Genomic DNA, 9,199 nt, shown 5'->3' with positions numbered 1-9,199 from the left:
GGGCTGGATGAACTACTACGGCGCCTTCTTCCGGTCGGCGCTGCATCCTCTCCTGGCGCGCATCAACGCCTACCTGATGCGTTGGGTCCGCAACAAATATCGGCGGTATCGGAGCCGCGGTGCGTTCCAGCAGGCATGGCAGCGGGTCACCACGCAGTACCCGCGTTTCCTCGCGCACTGGCAATGGACCACCACCGTCCCCGCCGTCTGGTGATCAAGATGACAAGAGCCGGATGAATCGAGAGGTTCACGTCCGGATCTGTGGGAGCCGGAGGGTGCAATCCCCTCCGGCCACCCGACCGCCGAGTGTGGGCTGACGGCGCCGGGTGTGCGCTGGCGGCGCCGGGTGTGCCGTCAGGGCGGCCGATCGTGGATGTGCCCGCCCTACATACACAGTCAAAGCCGTCACTGCACACTCGATACGGTGGCATGGCCGCCGATTCGGTGAGCACCTGAGCATCTCCGGAACGCCTGCCATCACGAACGGTTTGAGCGACGGTGCGATATCGGCGTGCCAAAACAGGGCCGAGGTGTGCCGACATCAGAGCCAGGCATCAAGGGCCGCGCACGAGGATATTCGTTGACCAGCCGCATTCGTGGTCACCATGAATTTCCGAGTGAGCCGCGGTAGCCTTCGGCGGCAGCCGATTCCGGGATGCCAGGGGCAGCCGATGCTCTTCGGCGGCCGCACCGGCCAGCGCGTCGTCGACGAAGCCGGACGCCGGCCAGCTGAACCGCGCGACAAGATCCGTGAAAGGTCGAAGTAAGCTGGCAAATCGTGCAAAAGCACCGTCGCAGGCTAGGAGTGATGGGTGGGACGTTCGATCCCATCCACCACGGCCACCTGGTTGCCGCCAGTGAGGTGGCCGACCGGTTCGACCTGGATGAAGTGGTGTTCGTGCCCAGCGGCCAGCCATGGCAGAAGGGCGGCGACGTTTCCGCCGCCGAGGACCGCTATCTGATGACGGTGATCGCGACCGCGTCCAATCCCCGCTTTTCGGTGAGCCGAGTCGACATCGACCGCGGCGGCCCCACCTACACCAAGGACACGTTGCGCGATCTGCACGACCTGGATCCGCAGGCGCAGCTGTACTTCATCACCGGCGCCGACGCGCTGGCGTCGATTCTGTCGTGGCACCGCTGGGAGGAGCTGTTCGAGCTGGCGCGGTTCGTCGGTGTCAGCCGGCCCGGCTACGACCTGCGCCACGACCATGTCACCGCCGCCGTGGCCGGGCTGTCCGAGGATGCCTTGACCCTGGTCGAGATCCCGGCGCTGGCCATCTCCTCCACCGACTGCCGTCAGCGGGCCGCGGAATCACGGCCCTTGTGGTACCTGATGCCCGACGGCGTCGTGCAGTACGTCTCCAAACGCGGCCTCTACCGCAAAGCCGAGGAGCCAGCGAACCCCACGAGTTCCAGCCTGACCGCGGGGAACAGCGCATGACCGCCACTAAAGAAGCCATCGATATGGCGACGGTGGCCGCCGGTGCGGCCGCAGCCAAGCTCGCCGACGACGTCGTGGTCATCGACGTCTCCGGGCAACTGGTCATCACGGACTGTTTCGTCATTGCCTCGGCGTCCAACGAACGGCAGGTCAACGCGATCGTCGACGAAGTTGAGGAGAAGATGCGCCGGGCGGGTTACCGGCCGGCGCGGCGCGAGGGCGCCCGGGAAGGCCGCTGGACGTTGCTGGATTACCGCGACATCGTCGTGCATGTCCAGCACCAGGATGACCGCGACTTCTACGCCCTGGACCGGCTGTGGAGCGACTGCCCGGTGGTGCCGGTGGACCTGGCGCCCACCTCCGAGGATCGGCAATGAGCGTGCGGCGGCTGGTGATGCTGCGCCACGGGCAAACCGATTTCAACCTCGGCAGCCGGATGCAGGGTCACCTCGACACCCACCTGACTGACCTGGGCCGAGCGCAGGCGGTCGCCGCCGCCGAAGCGCTGGGCAAGATGCAGCCGTTGCTGATCGTGTCGTCGGATCTGCGGCGCGCTTACGACACGGCGATGACGCTGGGAGAACGGACCGGATTGCCGGTCCGGGTTGACCGCCGGTTGCGCGAAACTCACATCAGCGACTGGCAGGGCATGACCCACGCCGAGATCGACGACGAAGCACCCGGTGCGCGGCTGGCCTGGCGGGAGGATGCGACGTCGGCACCGCACGGCGGGGAAACCAGGATCGACGTCGCCGCCCGAAGTCTGCCGGTGGTCACCGAACTGGTGTCCAGCGAACCGGGATGGGGTGACCCCCAGCAACCGGATCGACCGGTGGTGCTGGTGACCCACGGAGGGCTCATCGCCGCGCTGACCGCCGCGCTGCTGCAGCTGCCGGTAGCCCACTGGCCCGCCCTCGGTGGTATGGGCAATGCCAGTTGGACACAACTCAGCGGACATTCGACGGGTGCCGATGGCCACATCCGCTGGCGCCTCGACGTGTGGAATGCCTCGGCTCAGGTTATCGGCGATGTGCTCTGAGACTCGGCCGGCGCTGCTGGTCTTCGCCGACTCGCTGGCCTATTACGGGCCCACCGGCGGCCTGCCCGCCGACGACCCGCGAATCTGGCCTAATATCGTTGCAGCCCAACTAGATTGGGATCTGGAACTGATCGGCCGCATCGGCTGGACCTGCCGGGACGTGTGGTGGGCGGCGACCCAGGACCCGCGATCGTGGGCGGCGCTGCCCCGGGCGGGAGCGGTGGTCTTCGCCACCAGCGGGATGGATTCGCTGCCGTCGGTGTTGCCGACCGCGCTGCGTGAACTCATCCGCTACGTCCGCCCACCTCGGTTACGGCGGTGGGCGCGCGACGGCTACGCCTGGGTGCAGCCTCGGTTTTCGCCGGTGGCCCGGTCCGCGCTACCCCCGCATCTGACCGTCGAATACCTCGAACAGACCCGCGGGGCAATAGATTTCAACCGGCCCGGCATCCCGGTGGTGGCCTCCCTGCCGTCGGTGCACATCGCCGAGACCTACCGCAGGGCGCACCACGGGCGGGCGGCTACCGCGGCGGCCATCACCGAATGGGCGCAGGGCCACGATATTCCCCTGGTGGACCTCAAAGCCGCTGTCGCCGAGCACATTATGACTGGGCGAGGCAATCCGGACGGCATTCACTGGAACTTCGAAGCCCATCAGGCAGTCGCGGAACTGATGCTCAAGGCGCTGGCCGAAGCAGGGGTGCCGAACGAGAAACCGCGCCACTGAGCCATGTCTGTCGTGGTGGTGACGGATACGTCGGCGCGCCTGCCGGCCGATCTGCGTGACACCTGGGCGATACGCGAAGTGCCGCTGCACATCCTGCTCGACGGCGCCGACCTGCGCGACGGTGTCGATGCGATACCCGCCGACATCTACCAGCGTCCTGCCACCACCGCCGCGGCGACCCCGGCCGAACTGGATGCCGCCTACCGGCAGGCGCTGGCCGACAGCGACGGAGACGGAGTGGTGGCGGTACATATCTCGTCGGGACTGTCGGGAACCTTTCGTGCTGCCGAGCTGACCGCGGCCGGCCTCGGCCCGGCCGTGCGGGTCATCGACTCGAAGTCGGCGGCGATGGGCACCGGATTCGCTGTGCTGGCCGCCGCGCGTGCCGCCGCCGCCGGCGATGACCTGGATGCCGTTGCTCGCGCAGCGCAGGAAGCGGTGCGGCACACGCAGGCGTTCATCGTCGTACACCGGCTGGACAACCTGCGCCGCAGCGGACGGATCGGCGGCGCCAAGGCATGGCTGGGTACCGCGCTGGCTCTCAAGCCGATACTTCGCATCGACGACGGGAAACTTGTTCTGGCCCAACGTGTTCGCACCGTCAAACACGCGATGGCGGCGATGATCGACCGGGTGTGCGAGGTGGTCGGCGAAGGCCCTGCTGCCGTTGCGGTGCAACACGTCGCCAACTCCGGCGGCGCCGGGGAAGTGGCGGCGGAGCTGGCCCGGCGGCTGCCGGCGGGGGAACCGGCAATCGTGACCGACTTGGGACCGGTGCTGGCGGTACACGTGGGCGCCGGGGCGGTCGCGGTCTGCCTGCACGTTGACCGCTACCGCTGACGCCTCAGGCCAGTCGGTCGAAGACCGTCGTTCCTATCGGGCTGGGATCGTTCCAGATATAGATCGGCCCGATGGAGAAGGGGTAATTCCCGGTATTGAACGGATTGCCCGCGGACACAACGGTCGGCGAATCGGCCGCAGTGACCGTCTGCGTGTAGAGCGGCACACCGTTGATCGTGGAGACGGTGATGGTGGTGCCTGCGGGAAGGTGATTGCCGACCGCCAGGCCAGGCACCAACGATTGTGGGATGGTTCCGCCCACGCCGCCGGAGTCGATGTATGCGGGGACGGTCTGCGGCAATCCGTTGTTGATCTGTACCTGAACCATGGTTCCCGGTGCTCCATTGAGCTGGACGATGGGCGGCAGCGAATTTGGGCCGAACTCCAGCAAACCCCGGGGCATATTGATGAGCACGCCCTGATTCATGTTCACCGGTAACGCCGCGTTGGTGGGGGTGGCGAACGGGTACATGTTGTTGGGACCGACGCCCAGATAGGCGGGTAACAGCGAAACGTCAATGGGGTTACTTGGCGTACCCAGATATGCGGAGGTGGCGACGCCAACGGTGGTCGGATCGGTGAGGATGCCGTTCCCGAAATTCACCGTCGTTTGATATGTCTGGTAGTCGATGTAGAGCCGACCGGTGCTGCTGAGGCCGTAACTGACGGAGCCCGTCCCGGTGGGCGGGCCGAGAGCCGCCAGATTGACGTATTGCGGTGGGACCAAGAGCCCCGTGGAGCCGGAGTCGACGATGACGGGCAAGCTGGGTCCGCCGCCCACCGAGATGTTGAGTAGCGGGTTGCCGTATTGATCCACATAGATCAGGGTTTGGTTCGGCGAAAGCAGGGTGCTGATGCCGGCGGTGCCGGTGTGCCCCCACAGCAAACCGGCGCGGCCGCCAACGCCACCGACCCCGCCGGGCCCGCTGGCCCCGCCCGTGCCGCCGTCACCGATCAGGATCGCGGGCCCGCCGGCACCGCCGGGCGCCCCGCCGTAAACGCTGCTGCCGCCGGTACCGCCGGCGCCGATCAGACCCGCGGCCCCGCCGGCACCCCCGGGCACTCCGGCGCGAGTGCTGGTGCCACCGGTACCGCCATTGCCGTACAACCAGCCGCCGGGTTTGCCGGCCGTCCCCACGCCTTGAGCGTTGGTGTATCCGTTGGCGCCGTCGCCGATCAGCGGGCGCCCGGTCAGCTCGAGGACGGGCTCATTGACCGCATTGACCACGCTCGTCGCAAGCCGGGTGATGTTGGCGGCCTCGGCGGCCGCATACGCGTTCACGCCGGCCACCACCGAGCGGGTGAATTGGTCATAAGATGCCGCGACCTGTGCGGCCATTGCCTGATACTGGCGACCGTATTCGGCAAACAGCGTGGCCATCACTGCCGAGACATCATCGGCGCCGGCGACCAGCAGCGCCGTTGTCGGGGCGGCGGCGGCGGTGTTTGCGGCGCTGATTGCTGAGCCGATACGGGTCAGGTCCGTCGTCGCGACCGTCGCCAGCTCGGGCGCCAGGCTCACGTACGACATCTCGTACCTCCCGTCCGTCGCACTTGCGCTGTCGCCAGATGAGGATCTGCAGCGGCGATGAAACAGCGATGAAATTATTCTGATATCGCCTTTGGTGGCTTGTACACGGTTGCATCAAATACGTTCGGCGCTGCTGTGCGGAGCAACCAAGCCACCTGGTGTGCTTATCGATCCGGCATCAACCGCGCGGGACTTGAAAATCAAAGTACCCGAACGATTTTCGCGGGCATTACGCTCTCCGGGCGTTGTGGCCGCGGGGGTGCACCACCTGGGGCCACCAGAACCAGCGGCCCAGCAGCGTGGCGATCGACGGCATCAGCAGGGTGCGCACGATCAACGTGTCGAGCAGCAGGCCGATACAGACGGTCGACCCGAACTGGCCGAGCACCCGCAATTCGCTTCCCAGCATGGCGGCCATGGTGAAGGCGAACACCAGACCCGCGGCCGTCACCACCCCGCCGGTGCCGGCCATGGAGCGGATGGTTCCGGTCTTGAGTCCGGCATGGATCTCTTCCCGGAACCGCGAGACCAACAGCAGGTTGTAGTCGGACCCCACGGCCAGCAGGATGATGACGGACAGCGCCGCCACGATCCAGTGGATCTTGATGCCGAACAGATCCTGCCAAATCAGCACCGACAACCCGAAGGACGCGGCGATCGAGCTCGCCGCGGTGCCGACGATGACCAGTGCGGCGACCACGCTTCGGGTCAGCAACAGCATGATCATGAAGATCAGCGTCAGTGCCGACACCACCGCGATCATCAGGTCGTACTTTTCGCCGTCGGCCATGTCCTTGAACGTCGCGGCGGTTCCGCCGAGATAAACCTTGGCATCCGAGAGCGACGACTGCTTGAGGCCCTCCTGGGCGGCGGTGCGCTCGGCGTCGACTCGCGAGATTCCTTCCGGGGTCATTGGATCGCCCTGGTGGGTGATGAAGAAGCGCGCGGACTTGCCGTCCGGCGACAAAAACATCCGAAGCCCGGTCTGGAAGTCGGGGTTGTCGAACGCTTCGGGCGGCAGGTAGAAGAAGTCGTCGTTCTTGGAGGCGTCGAAACTCTGCCCCATGACGATGGCGGTATTGCTCAGCTCGTCCATCTGGTCGAGCATGGCCGAGAAGGTGGCCTGCATGGTCAGCGTCAGCGCCTTGGTGGTCTTCATGGTCTCGATCATCGGCGGGATCAGCACCAGCATCTCGTGGGTGGCGGTGGCAGTGCGCCGGATGTCTGCGGTCAGTTCGTCGAATTGCCCGGCCAGCTGATCGAAGCCGTCCAACGAGTCGAACAGGGACCGCAACGACCAGCAGATGGGTATGTCGAAGCAGTGCTTCTCCCAGTAGAAGTAACTACGGATCGGACGCCAGAAGTCGTCGAAATCGGCGATGTGGTCCCGCAATCGGTTGGTTATCTCCGCTGTTTCGGCCGTGGTCCGTGCGCTGTCGTCGGCGGCGCTGGAAAGCTCTTGGGTCACCCGGTACATGCGCTGCATCGTGTCGATCATGAATTGCATTTCGTCGGCCATCTTGGTGATGTCGGCCATGCGGTCCTTCAGGAACGCCATGTTCTGCATGGTCGTCTGGCTTTGCATGCTGTTCTGAAATGGTATGGAGCTGTGTTGAATTGGGATGCCCAGCGGTCTGGTGATGTCCTGGATCATGGCGATACCGATAACCCGGATGACGTTTTTGGCCACTTTGTCCAAGACCAGCATGTCTGCGGTATTTCGCATGTCGTGATCGGCCTCGATCATCAGCATGTCCGGGTTCATCCGCGCCTGGGAGAAATGCCGGTCGGCGGCGGCTTGCCCGAGGTTGGAGGAGGCTGCGGCCGGCAGATAGTAGCGGTCGTTGTAGCTGGTTTTGAACGTCGGCAGCGCCACCATGCCCACTAGCACAATCGCCCCACTGACCGCCAGAATCGGTGCCGGCCAACGCACCACGGCGGTGCCGACCCGCCGCCACAGCCGACCCTTCCCGGCTGCCCGCCTGGACTCGAACAGGTGGAAACGACTGCCCACGAACACCACCGCCGGACCCAGCGTCACCCCGGCCAACACGACCACGAGCATGCCGATCGCCACGGGCGCTCCCATGGTGTTGAACCAGGGCAGCCGCGCGAAGCTCAGACAGTAGGTCGCCCCGGCGATGGTCAGTCCCGAGCCCAACACCACCGGGGCCACCCCGCGAAAGGTGGTGTAGTAGGCGGTTTCTCGATCTTCGCCGGCTCTTAGCGCCTCCTGATAACGGCCGACGAGGAAGATCCCGTAGTCGGTTCCGGCGGCGATCGCCAGCATGGTGAGGATGTTGGCGGCGAACGTGGTGAGCCCGAAGACGTTGTGGTACCCCAGAACCGCGACCACCCCGCGCGCGGAAGCCAGCGCAATGCCGGTCATGAACAACTGGACCAACGTGGTGACGATTGAGCGGTAGACCAGCAGCAACATGATGGCGATGGCGCCGAGGGTGAACAGCGTGATCTTGGCCAGGCTGGCGTTGCCGATGATGTGCATGTCGTCACTGAGCGCGGCGGGACCGGTGACGTAGGCCTTCACCCCGGGCGGCGGCGGGTTGTGGTCGATCACCTTGCGGACGGCCTCGACGGATTCGTTGGCCAGCGTGGTGCCCTGGTTGCCGGCGAGGTTCAGCATGACGTAGGCGCCCTTGGCGTCGGCGCTCTGCGCGCCGGCCGCCGTGAGCCGGTCTCCCCAGAAATCCTGGATGTGCTGGACGTGCTTGGGATCTTGGCGCAGTTGGCGAATCAAGTTGTCGTAGTAGTGGTGCGCGTCGTCGCCGAGGGGTTGCTGACCTTCCAGGACGATCATGACCGTGCTGTTGGAATCGAACTCCCGGAAGTTGTGCCCCAACAGCATCATTGCCTTCATCGACGGGGCGTCCAATGGCGTCATCGGCGCGGAATGTTCCTCGCTGACGACTTCCAGTCGCGGCACGGCGACGTTGACGATGACGGTCAGCACTACCCAGGCCAGGATGAGCGGCACCGCGAAGATACGGATGGTGTGCGGGATGACGGGCCGGTGCGGGTGGCTGCTGGGGCGTGTCTCGGCGTGGTGGGTACTGATCACGCTCGTGGTCGGGTCTTCCACGTGGCTCATGCGGATTTCACCAGGCAGAAAGTCTGCGGGTTGACGCCGTCGGACTTCTTCTCTTGCCGGACGACACCGTCCACCGTGATCCGACAGCCGATCCGGCTGCCGTCGCCCTGCGCCATGATGTTGGCGCTCACCGAGGGCAGCGTCGTCGAGACCGTCACCGACCACGGCAGCGCTACGGCGTTGACCTGGTGAGTGTTGGCGTCGGCGTCCCAGTAGTTGATGTTGGCGGTGCTCCCGGGCGGACCGAAGACCTCATAGGTGACGACCTTGGGGTTGAATTGCACGATCTCGATCCCGCCGCCGACGTTTGCGTTGAGGTCCTGGGAACCGAAGATCCGGTGCAGCCGCATCACCACCAAACCGGAGACCGCGAGCACGATCACCAGGACCAGCGGTATCCATAGGTGCCTGGTCACGGTGGTAATGCGAATCGTTTTCACTTGACCGCCTTCCGCTCACCGCCAAAGGTCGTCGCGGCCCACCCGGTAAGCCAGGCCCGGTGCAGACAG

General features: G+C 65.6%; 9 protein-coding genes. 6 read left to right on the top strand and 3 right to left on the bottom strand.

Annotation, left to right across the window (positions count from 1 at the left end; all coding sequences use genetic code 11):
* From B4U45_RS05090 to B4U45_RS05065, 6 genes are all read left to right on the top strand, one after another.
* The coding region (locus B4U45_RS05090; protein ID WP_277996407.1) for a group II intron maturase-specific domain-containing protein at nt 1-214 on the top strand (214 nt) is incomplete at its 5' end.
* A gap of 564 nt (nt 215-778) precedes the next feature.
* Nucleotides 779-1,444 (top strand): nicotinate-nucleotide adenylyltransferase, encoded by a 666-nt coding sequence (gene nadD / locus B4U45_RS05085; RefSeq protein ID WP_082275645.1) that lies wholly within the window; start codon nt 779-781, stop codon nt 1,442-1,444.
* Complete coding sequence (gene rsfS / locus B4U45_RS05080; protein WP_075549375.1) at nt 1,441-1,821, top strand: ribosome silencing factor; 381 nt, start codon at nt 1,441-1,443, stop codon at nt 1,819-1,821. The genes nadD and rsfS overlap by 4 nt, the downstream gene beginning before the upstream one ends.
* Nucleotides 1,818-2,483 (top strand): glucosyl-3-phosphoglycerate phosphatase, encoded by a 666-nt coding sequence (gene gpgP, locus B4U45_RS05075; RefSeq protein WP_075549374.1) that lies wholly within the window; start codon nt 1,818-1,820, stop codon nt 2,481-2,483. Before rsfS ends, gpgP begins: the two co-directional genes overlap by 4 nt.
* Entirely contained in the window at nt 2,473-3,210 is a 738-nt protein-coding gene (gene octT, locus B4U45_RS05070; protein WP_075549373.1) for a diglucosylglycerate octanoyltransferase, read from the top strand. The genes gpgP and octT overlap by 11 nt, the downstream gene beginning before the upstream one ends.
* Nucleotides 3,211-3,213: 3 nt before the next feature.
* Entirely contained in the window at nt 3,214-4,050 is an 837-nt protein-coding gene (locus B4U45_RS05065; RefSeq protein ID WP_075549372.1) for a DegV family protein, read from the top strand.
* A 4-nt stretch (nt 4,051-4,054) separates the two neighbouring features.
* Here B4U45_RS05065 and B4U45_RS05060 read toward each other — a convergent pair whose 3' ends face one another.
* From B4U45_RS05060 to B4U45_RS05050, 3 genes are all read right to left on the bottom strand, one after another.
* Nucleotides 4,055-5,581, bottom strand: a complete 1,527-nt coding sequence (locus B4U45_RS05060; RefSeq protein ID WP_083153224.1) for a PecA family PE domain-processing aspartic protease — start codon at nt 5,579-5,581, stop codon at nt 4,055-4,057.
* 229 nt (nt 5,582-5,810) lie between these two features.
* The gene (locus tag B4U45_RS05055; RefSeq protein WP_082275644.1) at nt 5,811-8,690 is read right to left on the bottom strand and encodes an MMPL/RND family transporter; all 2,880 of its coding nucleotides are present in this window, start codon (nt 8,688-8,690) and stop codon (nt 5,811-5,813) included.
* Nucleotides 8,687-9,106: an MmpS family transport accessory protein gene (locus tag B4U45_RS05050; RefSeq protein ID WP_396669940.1), complete on the bottom strand. Its 420-nt coding sequence runs from the start codon at nt 9,104-9,106 to the stop codon at nt 8,687-8,689. Before B4U45_RS05050 ends, B4U45_RS05055 begins: the two co-directional genes overlap by 4 nt.
* Between the last annotated feature and the right edge of the window lie 93 nt (nt 9,107-9,199).

The organism is Mycobacterium persicum, assembly GCF_002086915.1.
Taxonomy (GTDB): domain Bacteria; phylum Actinomycetota; class Actinomycetes; order Mycobacteriales; family Mycobacteriaceae; genus Mycobacterium; species Mycobacterium persicum.
The sequence above is the reverse complement of the archived record's forward strand: the minus strand, read 5'-3'. Positions and strand labels throughout refer to the sequence as shown.

What these genes read in the sequence shown, in the direction of transcription:
- gpgP (WP_075549374.1), top strand. Translation starts at nt 1,818, where the DNA reads ATGAGCGTGCGGCGGCTGGTGATGCTGCGCCACGGGCAAACCGATTTC.
- rsfS (WP_075549375.1), top strand. Translation starts at nt 1,441, where the DNA reads ATGACCGCCACTAAAGAAGCCATCGATATGGCGACGGTGGCCGCCGGT.
- B4U45_RS05065 (WP_075549372.1), top strand. Translation starts at nt 3,214, where the DNA reads ATGTCTGTCGTGGTGGTGACGGATACGTCGGCGCGCCTGCCGGCCGAT.
- B4U45_RS05060 (WP_083153224.1), bottom strand. Translation starts at nt 5,581, where the DNA reads ATGTCGTACGTGAGCCTGGCGCCCGAGCTGGCGACGGTCGCGACGACG.
- octT (WP_075549373.1), top strand. Translation starts at nt 2,473, where the DNA reads ATGTGCTCTGAGACTCGGCCGGCGCTGCTGGTCTTCGCCGACTCGCTG.
- B4U45_RS05055 (WP_082275644.1), bottom strand. Translation starts at nt 8,690, where the DNA reads ATGAGCCACGTGGAAGACCCGACCACGAGCGTGATCAGTACCCACCAC.